Here is a 17,050-nt window from a genome sequence, read left to right on the forward strand (position 1 = left end):
AAAAGAAGAAAAAATCAGAGCACCTTGGCCAGGAACTCGGCCGTGCGCGGATGCGAAGGCGCGTTGAACACCTTGTCGGGCGTGCCGGTTTCGAGAATGCGGCCCTGCTCCATGAAGACGATGGTGTCGGCCACCTCGCGGGCAAAGCCGATCTCGTGCGTCACGATGACCAGTGTGGTGCCCGAGCGCGCAAGCTCCTTGATGACGGCCAGCACCTCGCCCACCAGCTCGGGGTCGAGCGCGGAGGTGGGCTCGTCGAACAGCAGCACCTTGGGCTTGAGCGCGAGCGCGCGGGCGATGGCCACGCGCTGCTGCTGGCCGCCCGAGAGCTGGCGCGGATAGGCGTGCGTCTTGTCGGCCAGGCCCACGCGCACCAGCAGTTCCGAAGCCAGTGCCTCGGCATCCGCCCGTGTGAGACCGCGCACCGACACCGGCGCTTCGACGATGTTCTCCAGCACCGTGAGGTGCGGGAACAGGTTGAAGTTCTGGAACACCATGCCGACGTCGACACGGCGCTTGAGGATGTCTTTCTCGTGCAGTTCGTACAGCGTGTCTTCGTCGCGCCGGTAGCCGATGAGTTCGCCATCGATGGCGATGAAGCCGTCGTCCACGCGCTCCAGGTGGTTGATGGAACGCAGCAGCGTCGACTTGCCCGAGCCCGACTGGCCGAGGATCACCGTCACGCTGCCCTGCGGCACGGTGAGCGTCACGTCGTCGAGCACCTTGAGCGCACCGAAGCTCTTCGAGACGCCGTGGATCGTGACCTCGCCGCCCAGCGTGAGCGGATCGGTCCAGCGCGGCACGAGCACCGGTGCGGGCGGTGCCGAAACCACGGGCTCCGCCGCTACCGGCGCCTTCGCTCGCCACAGGCCGCGTGCCACGCCGGCCAGCCGCGAGCGCGGCGGATTGCGCAGCGCACCGCGCGAGAAATGCCGCTCGATGTAGTGCTGCGCGACCGACAGCACCGTGAGGATCACCAGGTACCAGACCGTCGCCACCATCAGCAGCGGAATCACGTCCAGGTTGCGCCGGTAGATGATCTGGATCGTGTAGAACAGCTCGGGCAGCGCGAGGATGTAGAGGTTCGACGTGCCCTTGGCGAGGCCGATGATGTCGTTGAACGCCGTCGGCAAGATGGTCCGCATCGCCTGCGGCAGCACGATGCGAAAGGCCTGGCGCCTGCGCGAAAGACCCAGTGCCGCCGCCGCTTCGAGCTGCCCCTGCTCCACCGACAGGATGCCGCCGCGCACGATCTCCGAGGCAAAGGCCGCCTGGTTCAGCGTGAGGCCCAGCAGCGCCGCGACGAACGGGCTGATCAGCTGCGTGGTCGGGTACGAGAAGAAGGTGATGTCGGTGCCCGGAATGCCCAGCGCCACCGTCTCGTAGAGGTAGCCGAGGTTGTTGATGATCAACAGCAGCACGATGATCGGCACCGAGCGAAAGAGCCAGGTGAACACCCACGACAGCCGCGCCAGCAGCGGCGAGCGCGAGACCCGCGCGAGCGCCAGCCCGGTGCCGAGCACGAAGCCGAACACCGCGCCCAAGGCCGTCAGCAGCAGCGTGCGGCCGAGCCCGGCGAGCACCGGCTCGGCGAAGAACCATTCGGCGAAAACGCCCCATCCCCAGCGCGGATTGGTCAGCACCGAATGCAGCACGATGCCGATGAGCAGCACCGCGAACACCGTGCCGACCGTGCGCGCCGGGTACTTCGCCGGCACCACGCGGAAGTGCGAGTAGTCGCCCTTCGCGGGCGCGGCCTGTTGGGGCGCCGAAGGCTCGGGCCGAGCCACAGGACGAACCGGCGCCGGGCTTCGCGGCTCGGGTCCGACGTCCAGGAGGGTGGTCGTGTTCATCGCTGCACCGCCTCGCTCAGCACCGCGGCGGTCTGGCCATGGTGACGCGGCACCACCAGGTGCTTTTCGAACGGCAGCTTGCGCGGCACCTCGGGGTCCGCCGCTTCTTCGAACAGTGCGGTGTAGCCGTGGCCACGGTACAGGCCCACGGCCTCGGGTTGGCGAAAACCTGTCGTGAGGTAGATGCGCTCGTAGCCCTGGCGCCGCACCTGCGCCTCCAGCTCGAGCAGCACCTTGCTCGCGAGGCCCTGCCGGCGCAGATCGGTGTGCGTCCACACGCGCTTGAGTTCGGCGGTGCGCTCGTCGTGCCGCATGAAAGCGCCGCCGCCGATGGCGATGCCGTCGCGCAGCAACAGCACGAAGTTGCCGTGCGGCGGTGCGAATACCTCGGGCGGATAGCGGTCCATCTCGCGCGGTGCGCCGGGTTCGCGCAGCACGTCGCCGTAGCGGCTGTCGTACTCGAAGGTCAGGCCTTCGACCAGTGGCTGGGCGCGCGGGTCGAGGGGCGTGGTGTAGAGGAACTGTTCGCTCATCACGCGGCCTTTCGCGTGGCGGCGGCAGCGTCTGCCGCTGCATAACGGCTCGCCTTGCGCGGCAGCCCGAGATGATCGCGCAGGGTCTGCCCTGGCAGCTCGCGCTGGTAGCGGCCGCGCGCCACCAGCACGGGCACGACGAACTCGATGAAATCGTCCAGCCCCTGTCCCAGCACCGGAAAGCCGAGGATGAAGCCATCGGCCGCACCTTCGTCCACCCAGCGGATGATTTCGTCCGCAATGCGCTCGCCCGTGCCCACGAACTGCGTGCGCGGCGTCGCGACTTCGAGCGCCACCTCGCGCAGCGTCTGGCCGCTGGCCTTCGCCTTGGCCTTGATACGGTCGGTGGTCGAGCGGAAGCTGTTGCGACCGATGTCGCCCAGTTCGGGGAAGGCCTCGTCCAGTGGGTACTGGCTGAAGTCATGGTGGTCGAAGAAGCGGCCCAGGTAGGCCAATGCTTCCTCGATGGTCAGCAGTTCGCGGATGGCGCGGTACTTGGCCTCGGCCTCCTCTTCGGTGGCCGCGACGACCGGGCCGATGCCGGGAAAGATCTTCACGTCGTCGGCCTGCCGGCCTTGCGCCACCGCGCTGGCCTTCACCTGCTTCAGGAAAGCGCGCGTCTCCTCGATCGAGGGCGAATGGGTGAACACCGCATCGGCGTACTTGCCCGCAAGGCCCACGCCCGCATCCGACGAACCGGCCTGGAAGATCACCGGCTGCCCCTGCGGCGAACGCTGGATGTTGAGCGGCCCCGCCACCTGGAAGAAGCGGCCCTTGTGGTCCAACGTGTGCAGCTTCTCGCGGTCGAAGAACTGGCCGGTCTCGCGGTTGCGCGTGAAGGCGTCTTCGTCCCAGCTGTCCCACAGTCCCTGCGTCACAGCCAGGTACTCGTCTGCGATCTCGTAACGCAGCGCATGCTCGGGGTGGTTGCGGCTGTAGTTCTTGGCGCTGCCTTCGAGGGGCGTGGTCACCACGTTCCAGCCCGCGCGCCCGCCGCTGATGAGGTCGAGCGAGGCGAACTGGCGCGCCACGGTGAACGGATCGCTGTACGAGCTGGAGACGGTGCCCGCCAGGCCGATCTTCGAGGTGACGGTCGCGAGCGCCGACAGGATCGAGATCGGCTCGAAGCGGTTGAGGAAATGCGGGATCGACTTCTCGTTGATGTAGAGCCCGTCCGCCACGAAGGCGAAAGCGATGCCGTTGTCCTCGGCCTTCTTCGCGGTGCGCACGAAGAAGTCGAGGTTGACGCTGGCATCGGCCGGACCACCCGGGTGCTTCCATGAATTCATGTGGCTGCCGGCACCTTGCAGCATGACGCCGAACTTGATGTTGCTCATCGCGACTCGTTCTTCTAGAGGTGGAAAGGGAAAGGCGAAAGAGTTCAGGCCAGCGCAGGTTCGCGCGCCTGGGCCAGCAGTTCGACGGCAGTGGCGCGCTCGGCAAAACCGGCGACGGGGATGTCGATGACGAACTCTTCGATGCCGTAGCGCTCGCTCAGCGCGTCGAGTTCATCGCGCACCTCGTTGGCGGTGCCTGCGATCACGTGCGGGCGGCGCTCTTCGGTGCGGTAGTCGGTCACGCCGGCCTGCCGCGCGAACTCGGCCGCGGCTTCAAGGCTCCCGAGGTTCACGCTCTGTCCGCTCGGCAGGTGGACCTTGAAGCTGCGCAGCGCGCCGACGAGTTCCGCGGCCTTCTCATGCGTCTCGGCCGCGAAGGCGAAGAGCGCGAGCAGAGGCGCGCGGCCGGTGGCCGAGCGGTAGGCCTCGATGGATTGCCCGATGTTCACCGGGTCGCCGTTGAAGTGACCCGCATAGACGAACTCCCAGCCGAGGCGCGCCGCGAGCACCGCGCTTTCGGGCGTGCCGCCGAGCAGCACGCGCTGCGGCAACTGCGGCGGGTTCGGTGTGGCGACCGCGCCGGCCAGCGCATGGTCGGCGGCGACCCCGTCGTGCAGGAACGCATCGAGCTCGGCAAGACGGACTGCGAAGTCTTCTTTCTTCTTCACCGGATCGTGCAGCCACTGCAGCGCCTTGCTGGTCAGCGGCAGGCCGCCGGGCGCTTTGCCGACGCCCAGGTCCACGCGGCCCGGCGCCAGCGATGCGAGCACACGGAAGGTCTCCGCAACCTTGAACGGGCTGTAGTGCTGAAGCATGACGCCGCCCGTGCCGATGCGGATGCGCGAAGTCTTGGCGAGCAGATGCGAAGCCAGCACTTCGGGCGCCGAGCCGGCATAGCCGCGATTGCCGTGATGCTCCGCAAGCCAGTAGCGGCGATAGCCCAGGCGCTCGGCGCTTTGAGCGAGCGCGATCGTGTGCTGGAACGCTTGGGCGGCATCGGCGCCCTCGGGGATCAGGCTCTTGTCGAGCAGGGACAGCGAATAGGACACGGTGTGCAGCAGAGATGCCTTTGAAAGAATTGCTGCGAATTCTCTTGGGCATCGCGCGCACTGCTTGCGCTGATTTCCTCTATCGATATCTGCATATCGTTCGGGCGCGCGCTGCTCACCTTCGGGCGCGCGCTGCTCACCACGAATGCGGCAGCAAGGCCAGGGCCGCAGCCGCATGGAACCGTCGCATGGCCCGGATCGGCACATAGCCATGCGGTGCACGCCGCGCGACCTCGTGCGGCGAAGACGGCGCGATGCGCCACGCTGCGGTGGTCAGGGCGAGGACATGGCGGACCTGTGCCGCCGGGGAAACATAGGGACTGCGCTGTGGCATGAGGAACTTCCGGTGAACGCTGCGGCGATTCTGCGCAGCCGTCCCGCTTTCGCAAAGACGGATTGCGAGTTACCTGATGCAGAAAATTCCACCTGCCGCGACGCGCCGTGACTACGATGCCCCTACGCCCATTCACAAGGAGCAGAGACATGTCGAACCACGTCTACAAGTCCCTCGAGCTGACCGGCTCGTCCCCCATCAGCATCGAGGACGCGGTGCAGACCGCCATCGCCAAGGCGCACGAGACGGTGCGCAACATCCAGTGGTTCACCGTCACCGAAACACGCGGCCACGTGGTGGACGGCAAGGTCGCGCACTGGCAGGTGACGGTGAAGATCGGGTTCACGCTGGAATAGCCGGTCCGGCCCGGCGCGACCGCCGTCGTCACGCAAAGTCGGTCGACGGCTTTTCCCAGAGATTCACGCCGCCTTCCACCGCGTACTTGTCGATCTCCGCAAGCTCTTCGGCGCTCAACGGTGCATGGCGCAGGGCCGCGACGTTGTCGACGATCTGCTCGGGCCGACTCGCGCCAATCAACGCCGAGCTCACGCGCGGATCGCGCAGCGTCCAGGTCAGCGCAAGCTGCGCGAGGCTCTGGCCGCGGCGCTTGGCGATCGCGTTGAGCGCGCGTGCGCGTTCCACGTTGTCGTCCGACAGGTGCTCCTGCTTGAGCGAGCCGCCACCGGGGCGGTTGATGCGCGCATCGGCCGGAATGCCCTTGAGGTACTTGTCGGTGAGCAGCCCCTGCGCAAGCGGCGTGAAGGCGATCACGCCCGCGCCGAGTTCGCCGGTGGCATCGAGCAGGTCTTTCTCGATCCAGCGGTTGAACAGGTTGTAGGCCGGCTGGTGGATGAGCAGCGGCACCTTCCATTCGCGCAGCAGCGCGGCGATTTCGCGCGTCTTGCCGGCCGAGTAAGAAGAAATTCCGATGTAGAGCGCCTTGCCCTGCTGCACGGCCTGCGCCAGCGCGGAAGCGGTTTCTTCCAGCGGCGTGTGCGGATCGAAGCGGTGCGAATAGAAGATGTCGACGTAGTCGAGGCCCAGGCGCTGCAGGCTCTGGTCGAGGCTCGCGAGCACGTATTTGCGGGAGCCTCCGCCCTGGCCGTAGGGGCCGGGCCACATGTCCCAGCCGGCCTTGCTGGAGATGATGAGTTCGTCGCGATACGCCTTGAAGTCTTCCCGCAGCAGCCGGCCGAAGTTGGTTTCGGCGCTGCCGTACGGCGGGCCGTAGTTGTTGGCCAGGTCGAAGTGGTTGATGCCCAGGTCGAAGGCCGTGCGCAGGAGCTTGCGCTGTACCTCGATGGGCGTGCTGTCGCCGAAGTTGTGCCACAGGCCGAGCGAGATCGCGGGCAGCACGAGCCCGCTGCGCCCGACGCGGCGGTAGGGAATGGCGTCGTAGCGTTCAGGGGCGGCAAGGTAGGTCATGGGATGCGGAAGAAAAGTGAGAAGGGAGCGACATGATGCCCGCGTGTTTGCGCATATGCATGCGCGGTTTTCTTCGTTGGTGACGCGGGCAGGGCTTTCTAGGATCGTCGCTTCCCAACCAGCCCCACCGCTCCCGTGCCGGAGCGCGCTGCCATGCCCACCGAGACGCCCTCTTCCATTCCTTCGCGCCGCGTGGCGCTCAAGACCCTCGCATCGCTAACTGCCATCGGCGGCCTGGCGCTCGCGGGTTGCTCCCGCGAAGACAGCAGCAAGGCCGCAGCCACTGGCGGCCCGGCCGTGGTGAAGAAGACCGGCGACAAGGTTGCCTTCAAGTACCCGAACAACCCGTCGTTCGACCTCATCTACCTGGCCGACGAGCTCGGCTACTTCGAGGGCACCAGCACCCGCCCCGAGTACGTCGGCAAGATCGCCGCGCCGCAGATCATTCCGCTCGTGGGCACGGGCGAGATCGACTTCGGCAGCCGCATGGTGCCGCTGGTGATCTCGGCCATCGCATCGGGTGCGGACCTCAAGGTGGTGGCCGCGGGTGGCAAGACGCTGCAGGAAGCGCCGCACATGAAGTACTTCGTTCGCAAGGACTCCGGCATCCGCAACCCGAAGGACCTCGAAGGCAAGACCATCGGCTTCAACAGCTTCGGCGCCTGCGCCGAGTTCGTGACCAAGAAGTACCTGCGCCAGCACGACGTGGACGTGAACAAGATCAACTTCGTCGTCATTCCCGACGAGCAGGCCGAACAAACGCTGGTGACCGGCAACACCGACCTCGCGATCATTCACGCGCCCTTCTCGGGCCGGGCCGACAACGCCGAATCGCTGGTGCGCCTGTGGAGCGACTTCGACCTGGACGGCGGCCTCGGCGGCATGGCGCCCTACAGCGCGCACGGCCAGTTCATCCGCCAGCACCCCGAGGCGGTGCGCGACGTGGTGGTGGCGCTGGCCAAGGCCGGCAACTGGGTCAACGCCAACACCGAGGAAGCGCGCAAGCTCGTGGCCAAGCGCATCAACATGGACCTGAAGAACGTCGACCGCTACGCCTATGTCGACGACCTGGTGGTGACCGAGCCGCCGATCCAGTACTACATCGACATCCTGCAGTCCGAAGGCAAGCTCGCCGCGGGCAAGGTGGCGGTGAAGGACGTGTACACCAACCAGTTCAATCCCTTCGCGCAGCAAGCCGCGAAGTCATGAACCTGCAAGCGCCATGAGCCTCAAGATCTCGGCCCGCGACGTGCGGATGGACTACGCCGCACGCGGCGCGAGCGAGCGCGTGCGGGTGCTCGAAGGCTTCGACCTCGACGTGCGCGAGGGCGAATTCCTCTCGGTGCTCGGCCCCTCGGGCTGTGGCAAGTCGACCTTCCTTGGCATCCTCGCGGGGCTGACCGAGCGCACCGGCGGGCGCATCGCCATCAACGGCCAGCCGCTCGCGGGCATCAACCGCAACCAGGGCGTGGTGTTCCAGGGCTACGCACTCTTTCCGTGGCTCTCGGTGCTCGACAACATCGCGGTCGGGCTGGAGATCCGCGGCATCGGCAAGGCCGAGCGCCGACGCACCGCGCATGAATACCTGGAGCTGGTCGGCCTGCACGGCTTTGCCGACCGCTACCCACACGAGATCTCGGGCGGCATGAAGCAGCGCGTGGCCATCGCGCGCTCGCTCGCCTACAAGCCCGACGTGCTGTTGATGGACGAGCCCTTTGCCGCGCTCGACGCGCAGACACGCGAGATCCTGCAGGGCGAGCTGCTGCGCATCTGGGAGCAATACCGCAAGACCATCGTGTTCATCACGCACAGCCTGGAAGAAGCGGTGTACCTCTCCGACCGCGTGGCGGTGATGACGCAGCGGCCCGGGCGTATCAAGGACATCATCGACATCCCGCTCGCGCGCCCGCGCTCGGCGGAGATTCGTCACTCGACCGAGTTCGCGGCGCTGCGCCAGCGGGCGTGGGAGGTGCTGAAGGACGAAGTGCAGGCCGGGCTGAAGCCACGGTCGCTCGAGGGGGTTGTGTCATGAGCGCGCTCGGTCTTGGTTTTGCTCCTTCCCCCTCTGGGGGAAGGCTGGGATGGGGGCACGCGGCCTCTGAAAAGCCGCTGGGGATTGATACGCCGCTTGCCCCCACCCCAGCCCTCCCCCAGAGGGGGAGGGAGCAACAACCAAACGCGGAGGTGACCCGATGAGCGCCGTGCTCGATGCACCAGTGGTCCACCCGCCAAACCGCTTCTTCAGGTTCGCACGCAGCTTCGCCCGCGTGGCCGAACGCGGCATCGGCATCGCGATCTTCCTGGCCCTGTGGGAAGCCCTGCCGCGCCTGGGCATCGTGAGCGACGCCTACCTGAGCCCGCCCTCCGCCGTCGTCGCGAGCATCGCCCAGCTCGTGGACACCGGCCAGCTCTGGAAGCACCTGGCCGCGAGCCTGCAGCGCTCGCTGTGGGGCCTGCTGCTCGCGAGCTTCTTCGGCGTGGTGCTGGGCCTGCTGATCGGCAGTTCGAAGCGGCTGGCAGCCATCGTCGATCCGGTGCTGCAGCTCTTTCGCCAGACCTCGGCCTTCGCGCTGTTCCCGGTGTTCATCCTGTTCCTGGGCATCGGCGAACTCTCGAAGGTGGCGATCATCTTCTGGGCCTCGTTCTGGCCGGTGCTGCTGAGCACCGTGAGCGGCGTGAAGCAGGTCGACCGCCTGCTCGTCAACTCGGCGCTGTCGATGGGCGCCTCGCAGCGATTCATCTTCTTCAAGGTGGTGCTGCCGGCTTCGCTGCCATCGATCTTCACGGGCGTGCGGCTGGCGGGGGCCTACAGCATCACCGCGCTGGTCGCGGCCGAGATGATCGGCGCGCATTCGGGCCTGGGCTTTCTCACGCTCAATTCGCAAGAGACCTTCCAGATCCCGACGATGTACGCCGGCATCCTGCTGCTGGCTGTGCTCGGGCTGCTGCTCAACTACCTGCTCGCCTTGCTGGAGCGGCGGCTGCTGCGCTGGCGCAAGGGGCTGAGCCTCGATGACTGAGCGCAGGCTGGTTCTGGCAGGCACGGCCCTGCTGCTCGCCGCGGCCGTGGCGCTCGCGGGCATCGGCGGCGCCTGGGCCTTTGCGACGCCCTCGCTGTCGAGCCTGCCGAAGGGACCGGTGCTCGCCCGTGCCATCGAGCGCGGCAAGCTCGTCATCGGCGTGCGCCGCTACCCGCGCCCTGCCCCGCCCGAGGCGCCGACACCGCCCGAACCCGATGCCTTCGACGCCACGCTCGCGCGGCAGTTGGCGGCATCGCTCGGCATCCCTCTGGAACTGGTCGGCCTCGATCCCGCCACGCAGGAAGCGGCGCTGCGCGAAGGCCGCGTGGACCTGCTGGTCGCCGGCGTACCAGCTTCACCCAACGCACAAGACATCGCCGCTGCACCCGGCAGCTACGACACCGGCCGCGGCCTCGTGGTCGCGCTGCGACGCGGCAAGGTGCAGGACGAAGCCGCGCTGCGCGGCGCCTCGGTCTGCGTTGGCGAAGGCTCGGGCTATGCCGGCGCGGTGTCGCAACGCTACGGCGCTCAGCCGCGCAGCTACCCGTCGTCGGTGCATGCGGCCTCGGCCTTCATGGCCGGTGAATGCGCCGCGCTCGCCGAAGACGGCGAAGTGCTGGAGCGGCTCATGCGGAACGAAGAGTGGCGCTTCTACAAGCCGTTGGTCAGCGATGTGCGCCTGCCATCGGATGCCGCGATCCGGCTGGCCGATGGCGATACGGCCTCACGCGACTACCTGGCCGCGGCTCTGCGCCAATGGCGTTCGGACGGTACGCTGGCCAAGGCGAGAGGCGCGCGTGCGGGCAATCTGCAGTTCGAGATCACGCTGCTCAAGGATGGGTTTGTCTGCCATTCCTAGCTGGCGGGGTTCGATGTATCCGGCGATCTACTTCGCCTTGGCGTAGGTCATCCCATCGGTCCAGATCTCTCGCATCTTCGCCAGCAGGTCCTTCGGGATCCGCGGGTCACCGGCCGCCAGGCGCAGCGTCTTCTGCATCCCCTCCGCGATTCGCGCGAGAACGAGTTCCGGCTTTGCGACCCCGCAGACCTTGCTGCCGAACAGCAGCAACTCCTCGGTCGTCGGGTAAGCCTTCGTGTGGCCCTTGCCGGCGAAGAGCTTGAGCGCCAGCGTGCGGTCCTCGAGCTCGGGTCCGCCTTCGTAGCGCGTGTACCGGTAAAGCGAGGTCGTCACCACGTCGAACATCGGCGCAAGGCGGCAATCGGCGGTCGAGGTGTAGAGCAACCCGTAGTTCTTGAGGTGGCCGTCGCCGTTGCGCACCATGATGCTGAACGCCACCTGCTCGAAGAAGCGCTCGAGGTTCTCGCTGGGCAGCTGGAGGTACTGCATCAACTCGGCGATGCGCTGGTAGCTCCCGTGATACTTCCGGTCGGACTGGATGTCGCGCACCCGAAGATTCATCAGCGCCGCGATGTCCTCGAAGCCGATCCGGGAACCGTCTGCCGCGATATCGAACCGGTCGACCAGCAGCAGTTGCCCGTCGTCCGAGAGGTCGAATGTAGGTGTCTCGATGCCGGCATGACCGGCCGCCGTCAGGCACATGAACTCGTTGGCCGACAGGCCCGGATAGGAAGGTGCGCCCGCCTTCACGATGATCGTGGGCACCGGAACGCTCACCCGGTCCGGCACCATGATCTTCGGCTGCATGCCAGCAATGCCGGCGCCCGTGCTCAGGTACGCGCGCACCAGTTCGTCGAACACCTCGGGCGTGTAGCGGGTGGCGAGCAAGGCCTTGCGGTCGATGATCCGGGGCGCCACAAGCGCCTCTGCGCCTGCCAGCCGAAAGCCCAGGCGCCCGATGCCGTTGGAGCCCACCACCGCGAGCAGGTGCATCGGGGTGAGTTGCTGTTTGGGGAACATCGCCCGCAGACGCAGGTACAGATCGCCCTCGGGCAGGTTCTGGTCCATCACGGCGAAGAGGTCGCCGTCCTGGTAGGTCGGACGGGTCGGCGGCATCAGCAATGCGACCGAGGGCTGCTCCACCCCGCCGTCGAGATACCGGAACTCGTACACCGAGTGCTTGAGCAACTGGCCGGCCGGCGCGCCGGCGATCTCGACGTCGAGCTGCCTGATCTTTTCAGGAAGCATCGTCGTCATCCTGCCCAAAGCGTTCCGTGACTTCCTCCAACGTCGGCATGCCCAGGCGCTCCAGGCCGATCGTGAGATCCATGGCGCGCAGGATGTCGAACAGCGAGGCCAGCGTGATGTCTTCCCCTCGCTCCAGTCGATAGAGAACGTTGCGCGCGCGGCCCGAGCGCGCGGCGATATCGATCGCCTTCAGGCGGCCTTCTTTTCGCGCGCGCTGGATGGCTTGGCCTAGTTCGATGGGCAGTCGGATTTTGTCCTTCATATGCCACATTCTTAGACATTTGTGGATAAATGTCCATTAAACAGGACAGTTTTCCTGCGGATGGCCCAAAAAACTCGTGGACAAGGCCACCTGAAGCGACGCTTGGCAGACGTCCGCTACTTCTGCACAGCCTTGTTGTCCTTCACCGCCTGCGTCTCCAGCCCTTCCTTCGGCAACCACAACGCGAGCGCCACCACCCCCAGGCTCACCACCAGCATCATCAGAAACGTGAGATGCAGCGAACTGCCCAGCGCCAGCCGAATCCCTGCATCCCCCGCCACCGAGCCGTGCACGCCCTGCAGCAGCAGTCGCAGCTCGTCGTCGGTGAACATCATGCTGCCGTCGCTGCGCGTCAGCCCGAAGTTGAACACCGCGCCGAAGAACGCCGCGCCCAGCGCACTGCCGAGGTTGCGCGAGAACACGTTCGAGGCCGTGGCGATGCCGCGCTGCGACAGCTCCACGCCCTCCTGGATCAGGATCAGCGAGCTCAGGCTCATCACCCCCATGCCCAGACCGATGATGAACGAGCCGATGGCGGGCAGCACCGGCGAACTGCCGGCACCGAGCAATGCGAAGGTCGATGTGCCGACCGGAATCAGCGCCGCACCCACGACCACCATGCGCCACAGCCCGATGCGGTGAAAGGTGCGCGAGGTCAGCGTCGCGCCGATGGGCCAGCCCAGCATCACCATCGTGAGCGTGAGGCCGGCCGTGACCGACGAGCGCTCCAGCACCACCTGCACGTACATCGGTAAAAAGGTCGTGATGCCGATCAGCACCATGCCGGCCAGCATCGCCGCGCCGTTGACGGTCGCGATCATTCGCGCACCCCAGAGCTTGAGCGACACCATCGGGTCGGCCGCGCGGCGCTCCTGCGCAATGAAGAGCGCAAGCGTGACGACGAAGAGCCCTGCCCACGCGAGCGCGACGCCCGAGTTGCCGACGCCGAACTCGGTCAGCGCGATCATCAGCGACGCAATGCCGACTGTGAACAGCACCGCGCCCACCATGTCGATGGACGAGCGGCGCACCGTCGGCGCCTCGTGCAGGAAGAACCAGAAGCCCGCCGCCGCGGCCAGGCCGATGGGCACGTTGACCCAGAAGATCCAGGCCCACGACAGCTTCTGCACGATGAGCGCGCCGATCATCGGCCCGACCACCGCCGACACCGCCCACACGCTCGCGAGGTAGCCCTGCACCTTGCCGCGTTCGCGCACCGGATAGAGATCGCCGACGATGGTGAGCGACACCGGCTGGATCGCGCCCGCGCCGATGCCCTGAATGAGGCGGAAGCAGATCATGGCCGGCATCGACCACGAGAAGCCCGCGAGCACCGAGCCGATGACGAAGATCGCGATGCCCACGAACATGATGGGCTTGCGGCCGTACAGATCGGAGAGCTTGCCGAACACCACGGTCATCGCGGTCTGCGCGAGCAGGAACGAGGCGAAGACCCAGCTGTAGAGATGCAACCCGCCGAGTTCGGAGGCGATCTGCGGCATGACGGTCGAGACGATGGTGGCTTCGATGGCAACCATGGCCATGGAGGCCATGATCGCTGCGATGACCAGGGGGCGGTTTGTAGTTTTGGTGCTGACGCTCATGGGGTTTTTCGCGGGCCGGGGAGGCTGCCCCGAACAGGGTGTCCGGTGAGCGCCGAGGTGGTGTGAAGCCGCGAGCCCGTGATGCTATCGGGCTGCGCGAATCCGTGCTCGCACAGGCCCTCCGCTGTCTTGTTCACGCGCTGATGCGGCCTTGCGATATCGCTTTGCCGCCATGACGACGCGGCCGCCCCGAAAACATCAGCCCGCGTTCAGCGCCGAAGTGCCGTCGTAGATATAGCGGCGCGACCACGGCAGCGTCTTCGCCGAGCGCCCTGCCTTGCGGCCCACGATCTGGTAGATCGCCACGTCGTCGTTCTCGAAGGCATACGCGCAGCCCGCGAGGTACACGCGCCAGATGCGGAACTTCTCCTCGTCGACCATCGCGTGCAGCTTGTCGCTGTTGGCCTCGTAGCTGTCGCTCCAGTAGCGCAGCGTCTGCGCGTAGTGGCGGCGCAGGTTCTCGATGTCGAAGGCCTCGAGCCCGCCCTGCTGCATGGCCTGCAGCGCAAGGCTGATGTGCGGCAGCTCGCCGTTGGGGAACACGTAGCGGTCGATGAAGTCGCCACCGCCGTACGAAACGCCGCCACCCTCCGGGTCGGACGAGGTGATGCCGTGGTTCATCACCACGCCGTCGTCGGCCAGCAGTTCCTGCACCCGCTTGAAGTACGCGGGCAGGTTCTTGCGGCCCACGTGCTCGAACATGCCGACGCTCGTGATGCGGTCGAACTGGCCGGTCACGTCGCGGTAGTCCTGCAGGCGGATCTCGATGCGGTCTGCCAGGCCCGCGGCCTTCACGCGCTCGGTCGCCAGGTCGAACTGGTTCTGCGAGAGCGTGACGCCCACGCAGCGCGCGCCGAACTTCTGCGCCGCGCGGATCACCAGCGCGCCCCAGCCGCAGCCGATGTCCAGCAGCGTCTGGCCCGGCCGCAGGTCGATCTTGGTGAGGATGTGGTCGATTTTTTTCAACTGCGCGGTCGCGAGGTCTTCGTCGCCGTTCTCGAAGTAGGCGCACGAATAGACCATGTTCGGGTCCAGCCACTGCTGGTAGAACTCGTTGGAAACGTCGTAGTGGTACTGGACGGATTTCCTGTCCGAAGACTTGGTGTGCGTGAAGTAGCGCGCCATGTTCTGCAGTGCCCCGCCCTGCCTGTCGATCGATGTCTTCGCGAGGCCGTAGGCGATGTCGATCACGTCGCTGAGCTTGCCCTCGATGTCGATCTTGCTCTTGACGTAGGCCTCGCCCAGGTTGTCGAGCGTGGGTTGCAGCATCAGCGACAGTGCGGCCGGCGACTTGACGTGCAGCGTGACCGAAGGCCCGCTGAAATTGCCGAAGTCGTAGGACTGACCGTCCCACAGCGTGAGGCGCGCAGGCAGGTTCGCGCGGTCACGAACGGCGGCGCTCCACTGCGCCAGTTTCTTTTCCCAAAGCATGCATCTCTCCGTGTTGTTTGGTTCACCCGGCGCCTGTGCGCCGGGGTGCTGCAGCGAGCAAAACAATAACGAAAAATTCTGAAACCTGCATGGTCGTGACGACGCAAGAAATTGCAGCAAGTGCTACAAGGCGCCCCCATCCTTTGCCGATGCCGCGCCGGCCTGCGGTGCCTCGGTCGCCTCGATGAAGATGCGTTTGATCGTCGGAAAACGCGCACGCACCTGTTGCTCGATGACCGCAATGGCTTCGCCCGCCTCGCCCGTGGAGATGTCGTCCTTGAAGTTCACATCGACGATCACCAGCGCCTCGTCGGCACCGATGTACATCGACAGCACATGCCCCACGTCTTCCACGCTGGGCTGCGCCATCGCGATCTCGCGGATGGCGCGTGCCGTCTCGGGCCGGATGCCCTCGCCGATGAGAAGGCCCCGCGCCTGTGCGATGAGCAGCACGGCCACGCCGGCCAGCAGCACGCCGATGACCACCGAGGCCACGCCGTCGAGCACCGGCATGTCCAGCGTGTGGCCGAGGTAGATGCCGAGCCCGGCCACCAGCAGGCCCACCAGCGCGGCCGAGTCTTCGGCCAGCACGGTGTAGGTGGTCGGGTCCTTGCTGCGGTCCAGCGCCTGCCAGAACGGCGTGCCCTTGGCCTGCGCGCGGAACTGCTTGAGCGCAATGAGGAAGCTCGCGCCTTCGAACACGAAGGCGGCCGCGAGCACGACGTAGTTCCACGTCGGGTCGCGCATCGGCTCGGGCGCGCGGATGTGCTGGATGCCCTCGTAGAACGACACGCCGCCGCCCAGCCCGAAGATCAGCACCGCCACGATCAGGCTCCAGAAATAGAGCTCCTTGCCGTGGCCGAACGGATGCTCTGGCGTCGCGGGCCGCTTGCTGAGCTTCAGGCCCACGAGCAGCAGCACGCCGTTGAAGGTGTCGACCGCCGAGTGGATGCCCTCGGACAGCATCGCCGAGCTGCCGGTGATGCCCGCGACCACGAACTTGGTGATGGCGATCGCGACATTGGCGCCGATGGCGCCGTAGATCGCGACCTTCGATTCAGCCATGCGGCGTGTTTGTCCGGGCTGCTCAGGCCGCTTCCATCGAAGCCGCCCCCATCGCATCGTTGCCCGCCTCGGAAAGCCAGCGCTGCTTGTCGCGCAGCGGCGGCGCGCCGAACATGCGGCCGTATTCGCGCGCGAACTGCGACGGGCTTTCATAGCCCACGCTGTGCGCCGCGCTCGCCACGTCGACGCCGGTCACCAGCATCTGGCGGCGCGCCTCCTGCAGGCGAAGCTGCTTCTGGTACTGCAGCGGGCTCATCGCCGTCACGGCCTTGAAGTGGTGGTGGAACGACGACACGCTCATGTGCACCGCGCGCGCCATGTCTTCCACCCGCAGCGACTGCGCATAGTTGATGCGCAGCGCGCTGATGGCCTTGGCGATGCGCTGAGTGTGGCTGTCCTGCAGCGCGATCTGGCGCAGCCGCGCGCCTTCGCCGTTCACCAGCAGACGATACATGATCTCGCGCTTGATGAGCGGCGCCATGATCGGCACGTCTTCCGGCGTCTCGACCAGCCGCAGCAACCGCAGCACCGGCTCCAGCACCGGCATCGCGATGCGGTTGACGTACATGCCGCGCGAGGCGGGCGCGTTGGCCTTGGCGGGCAGCTTCTCGTCGCCGATGAGTTCGCCGATCTCGTCGAGCGCAAGCTCCAGCCGGAGGCCCAGGTAGGGCGCGTTGTCGCTGGTCAGGCGCACCTGGCCGCACACCGGCAGGTCAACCGAAGTCACCAGGTAGTGCATCGGGTCGTACACGTAGATGTCGTCGCCCATGATGATCCGCTTGGAGCCCTGCGCGATCAGCCCGAGCGCCGGGGTCGCGAAGGCGTGCTTGGGGCGGTCGGGCTTGCTGATGCAGTACACCTGCAGGCCGGCCACCGGTGTTTCCACGGTGCCGTCGCGCCCGCCGGTGATGCGGTTGATGAGCGCCACCAGTTCCTTCCTGGCGTCGTCGAGTTCGGGCTCCAGCGGCATCGGCTGGGCAATGGCTGCAGCGATTTCGGGTGTTTCGTCGGACATGCAGGGGGCCTCTCG

General features: G+C 66.6%; 17 protein-coding genes. 5 read left to right on the forward strand and 12 right to left on the reverse strand.

Translation table 11 applies throughout. The features are described from left to right. Positions 1 to 14: 14 nt before the first annotated feature. From NU688_RS33950 to NU688_RS07590, 5 genes are all read right to left on the reverse strand, one after another. Positions 15 to 1,853 (reverse strand): amino acid ABC transporter permease/ATP-binding protein, encoded by a 1,839-nt coding sequence (locus NU688_RS33950; protein ID WP_308340284.1) that lies wholly within the window; start codon positions 1,851 to 1,853, stop codon positions 15 to 17. Further along, entirely contained in the window at positions 1,850 to 2,386 is a 537-nt protein-coding gene (locus tag NU688_RS07575; RefSeq protein ID WP_257859919.1) for a GNAT family N-acetyltransferase, read from the reverse strand. Before NU688_RS07575 ends, NU688_RS33950 begins: the two co-directional genes overlap by 4 nt. Continuing rightward, positions 2,386 to 3,723 carry an LLM class flavin-dependent oxidoreductase gene (locus tag NU688_RS07580; RefSeq protein ID WP_257859920.1) on the reverse strand — a complete coding sequence of 446 codons (1,338 nt, stop codon included), beginning with the start codon at positions 3,721 to 3,723 and terminating at the stop codon, positions 2,386 to 2,388. The genes NU688_RS07575 and NU688_RS07580 overlap by 1 nt, the downstream gene beginning before the upstream one ends. 44 nt (positions 3,724 to 3,767) lie before the next feature. Then, positions 3,768 to 4,772: an LLM class flavin-dependent oxidoreductase gene (locus NU688_RS07585; protein WP_257859921.1), complete on the reverse strand. Its 1,005-nt coding sequence runs from the start codon at positions 4,770 to 4,772 to the stop codon at positions 3,768 to 3,770. Between the two features lie 136 nt (positions 4,773 to 4,908). Continuing rightward, positions 4,909 to 5,106, reverse strand: coding sequence for a hypothetical protein (locus NU688_RS07590; RefSeq protein WP_257859922.1), 198 nt, complete (start codon positions 5,104 to 5,106; stop codon positions 4,909 to 4,911). 149 nt (positions 5,107 to 5,255) lie between these two features. On the opposite strand from NU688_RS07590, the gene NU688_RS07595 reads away from it, so the two are divergent. Further along, a complete protein-coding gene (locus NU688_RS07595) occupies positions 5,256 to 5,462 on the forward strand; it encodes a dodecin (RefSeq protein ID WP_257859923.1) in 207 nt (68 codons plus the stop codon). Positions 5,463 to 5,490: 28 nt separating this feature from the next. On the opposite strand, the gene mgrA is transcribed toward NU688_RS07595, so the two are convergent. Then, positions 5,491 to 6,531 (reverse strand): L-glyceraldehyde 3-phosphate reductase, encoded by a 1,041-nt coding sequence (gene mgrA, locus NU688_RS07600; protein ID WP_257859924.1) that lies wholly within the window; start codon positions 6,529 to 6,531, stop codon positions 5,491 to 5,493. Between the two features lie 153 nt (positions 6,532 to 6,684). On the opposite strand from mgrA, the gene NU688_RS07605 reads away from it, so the two are divergent. From NU688_RS07605 to NU688_RS07620, 4 genes are all read left to right on the forward strand, one after another. Beyond that, positions 6,685 to 7,740, forward strand: coding sequence for an ABC transporter substrate-binding protein (locus NU688_RS07605; protein WP_257859925.1), 1,056 nt, complete (start codon positions 6,685 to 6,687; stop codon positions 7,738 to 7,740). A 13-nt stretch (positions 7,741 to 7,753) separates the two neighbouring features. Further along, positions 7,754 to 8,563, forward strand: coding sequence for an ABC transporter ATP-binding protein (locus NU688_RS07610; protein ID WP_257859926.1), 810 nt, complete (start codon positions 7,754 to 7,756; stop codon positions 8,561 to 8,563). 160 nt (positions 8,564 to 8,723) lie between these two features. After that, positions 8,724 to 9,551, forward strand: a complete 828-nt coding sequence (locus NU688_RS07615) for an ABC transporter permease (protein ID WP_257859927.1) — start codon at positions 8,724 to 8,726, stop codon at positions 9,549 to 9,551. Then, positions 9,544 to 10,410: an ABC transporter substrate-binding protein gene (locus NU688_RS07620; protein WP_257859928.1), complete on the forward strand. Its 867-nt coding sequence runs from the start codon at positions 9,544 to 9,546 to the stop codon at positions 10,408 to 10,410. The genes NU688_RS07615 and NU688_RS07620 overlap by 8 nt, the downstream gene beginning before the upstream one ends. 27 nt (positions 10,411 to 10,437) lie before the next feature. Here NU688_RS07620 and NU688_RS07625 read toward each other — a convergent pair whose 3' ends face one another. The 6 genes from NU688_RS07625 to NU688_RS07650 all read right to left on the reverse strand — a co-directional run bounded on the left by NU688_RS07625 (position 10,438) and on the right by NU688_RS07650 (position 17,035). Beyond that, entirely contained in the window at positions 10,438 to 11,658 is a 1,221-nt protein-coding gene (locus NU688_RS07625) for a type II toxin-antitoxin system HipA family toxin (protein ID WP_257859929.1), read from the reverse strand. After that, positions 11,648 to 11,920, reverse strand: a complete 273-nt coding sequence (locus NU688_RS07630) for a helix-turn-helix transcriptional regulator (RefSeq protein ID WP_257859930.1) — start codon at positions 11,918 to 11,920, stop codon at positions 11,648 to 11,650. The genes NU688_RS07625 and NU688_RS07630 overlap by 11 nt, the downstream gene beginning before the upstream one ends. Before the next feature lie 116 nt (positions 11,921 to 12,036). Beyond that, complete coding sequence (locus NU688_RS07635; protein WP_257859931.1) at positions 12,037 to 13,524, reverse strand: MFS transporter; 1,488 nt, start codon at positions 13,522 to 13,524, stop codon at positions 12,037 to 12,039. A 198-nt stretch (positions 13,525 to 13,722) separates the two neighbouring features. Then, positions 13,723 to 14,955 (reverse strand): cyclopropane-fatty-acyl-phospholipid synthase family protein, encoded by a 1,233-nt coding sequence (locus tag NU688_RS07640; RefSeq protein WP_257859933.1) that lies wholly within the window; start codon positions 14,953 to 14,955, stop codon positions 13,723 to 13,725. 123 nt (positions 14,956 to 15,078) lie between these two features. Further along, on the reverse strand, positions 15,079 to 16,020 hold the full coding sequence (locus NU688_RS07645) for a cation diffusion facilitator family transporter (RefSeq protein ID WP_257859934.1): 942 nt from the start codon (positions 16,018 to 16,020) through the stop codon (positions 15,079 to 15,081). A 22-nt stretch (positions 16,021 to 16,042) separates the two neighbouring features. Continuing rightward, positions 16,043 to 17,035: an AraC family transcriptional regulator gene (locus NU688_RS07650; protein WP_257859935.1), complete on the reverse strand. Its 993-nt coding sequence runs from the start codon at positions 17,033 to 17,035 to the stop codon at positions 16,043 to 16,045. Positions 17,036 to 17,050 lie beyond the last annotated feature (15 nt).

Source organism: Variovorax sp. ZS18.2.2, from assembly GCF_024701975.1.
GTDB lineage: Bacteria > Pseudomonadota > Gammaproteobacteria > Burkholderiales > Burkholderiaceae_C > Variovorax.

Bases quoted from the DNA above. Each gene is read 5' to 3' on its own strand.
- NU688_RS33950 (WP_308340284.1), bottom strand. From the start codon at position 1,853: ATGAACACGACCACCCTCCTGGACGTCGGACCCGAGCCGCGAAGCCCG.
- NU688_RS07575 (WP_257859919.1), bottom strand. From the start codon at position 2,386: ATGAGCGAACAGTTCCTCTACACCACGCCCCTCGACCCGCGCGCCCAG.
- NU688_RS07580 (WP_257859920.1), bottom strand. From the start codon at position 3,723: ATGAGCAACATCAAGTTCGGCGTCATGCTGCAAGGTGCCGGCAGCCAC.
- NU688_RS07590 (WP_257859922.1), bottom strand. From the start codon at position 5,106: ATGCCACAGCGCAGTCCCTATGTTTCCCCGGCGGCACAGGTCCGCCAT.
- NU688_RS07595 (WP_257859923.1), top strand. From the start codon at position 5,256: ATGTCGAACCACGTCTACAAGTCCCTCGAGCTGACCGGCTCGTCCCCC.
- mgrA (WP_257859924.1), bottom strand. From the start codon at position 6,531: ATGACCTACCTTGCCGCCCCTGAACGCTACGACGCCATTCCCTACCGC.
- NU688_RS07605 (WP_257859925.1), top strand. From the start codon at position 6,685: ATGCCCACCGAGACGCCCTCTTCCATTCCTTCGCGCCGCGTGGCGCTC.
- NU688_RS07610 (WP_257859926.1), top strand. From the start codon at position 7,754: ATGAGCCTCAAGATCTCGGCCCGCGACGTGCGGATGGACTACGCCGCA.
- NU688_RS07615 (WP_257859927.1), top strand. From the start codon at position 8,724: ATGAGCGCCGTGCTCGATGCACCAGTGGTCCACCCGCCAAACCGCTTC.
- NU688_RS07620 (WP_257859928.1), top strand. From the start codon at position 9,544: ATGACTGAGCGCAGGCTGGTTCTGGCAGGCACGGCCCTGCTGCTCGCC.
- NU688_RS07625 (WP_257859929.1), bottom strand. From the start codon at position 11,658: ATGCTTCCTGAAAAGATCAGGCAGCTCGACGTCGAGATCGCCGGCGCG.
- NU688_RS07630 (WP_257859930.1), bottom strand. From the start codon at position 11,920: ATGAAGGACAAAATCCGACTGCCCATCGAACTAGGCCAAGCCATCCAG.
- NU688_RS07635 (WP_257859931.1), bottom strand. From the start codon at position 13,524: ATGAGCGTCAGCACCAAAACTACAAACCGCCCCCTGGTCATCGCAGCG.
- NU688_RS07640 (WP_257859933.1), bottom strand. From the start codon at position 14,955: ATGCTTTGGGAAAAGAAACTGGCGCAGTGGAGCGCCGCCGTTCGTGAC.
- NU688_RS07645 (WP_257859934.1), bottom strand. From the start codon at position 16,020: ATGGCTGAATCGAAGGTCGCGATCTACGGCGCCATCGGCGCCAATGTC.
- NU688_RS07650 (WP_257859935.1), bottom strand. From the start codon at position 17,035: ATGTCCGACGAAACACCCGAAATCGCTGCAGCCATTGCCCAGCCGATG.